The organism is Psychromonas antarctica (assembly GCF_022267535.1).
GTDB classification, from domain to species: domain Bacteria; phylum Pseudomonadota; class Gammaproteobacteria; order Enterobacterales; family Psychromonadaceae; genus Psychromonas; species Psychromonas antarctica.
The window spans coordinates 1-800 of sequence record NZ_JAHNZV010000271.1; the positions used below are offsets into that span (position 1 = coordinate 1).

At 41.0% G+C, this 800-nt stretch carries 1 pseudogene; it reads right to left on the bottom strand.

Annotated elements, in window-relative coordinates:
• Nucleotides 1-117: 117 nt before the first annotated feature.
• Nucleotides 118-498, bottom strand: a pseudogene (locus tag KSO91_RS17435) (DDE-type integrase/transposase/recombinase); the annotation flags it as partial.
• Nucleotides 499-800 lie beyond the last annotated feature (302 nt).

Here is an 800-nt window from a genome sequence, read left to right on the forward strand (position 1 = left end):
ACGGTTGTCGATTTTTTTACGCAAGTCATGCAAATGGATAACTTTACTTTGCGGCAAGAAGCCCTAGAATGAGGGATGGTTCACTTTTATTGGCTAAAAATGAACCCCGAAACTTGAGTTATAATAACAAATATAATAAGTCACAGCGTCTACTACTGAACCGTGATTCATGAAGCTCAAACCATTCAAATATTCACTTTTTAGACTTCTAAAGAAACGCTCTTGTACTGCATTATCCCAGCAGTTCCCTCTTCGGCTCATACTTTGAGTTATGCCGTGCAATAATAAGCAATTTTTAAATAGATTGGCACTGTATTGCACACCTTGATCTGAATGGAACATGAGCTTTCGAGTATCAGGCTGAGCGAAGGCGATTGCATTAATAAGCGCTTGTTTAGCTAATTGTGCATCAGGTGTTTTTGAAGTCGCATAACCGATAATTTCTCTTGTCCCTAAATCTAATACAGTCGCTAAATAGCTCCATCCTTGATGATTTCTAAGTAGAGTAAGAGGCAGAGCGTAGTCGAACTATTTCTCTGCTTCTCCTCCCCGAACCGTACATGCACCTTTCAGCGCATACGGCTCTCCGCTTAATTGTGGCTAACAGCCATTGCAACATCGCTATAGCGAGACGTAACAGTATTTCTAATTTCATCTCTAAGGTAGGGGTTTGATTCGTGAGCTTACGGCTGCATAGTTTGACTTGGGCGGTTAGCCCAATTCAGTCTTTTTTGGAAAGCAAGTCAGCCGTTACTCACTATTTTCTAGATAATTCCATGGCAGGTAATTTTCTGGGTTGG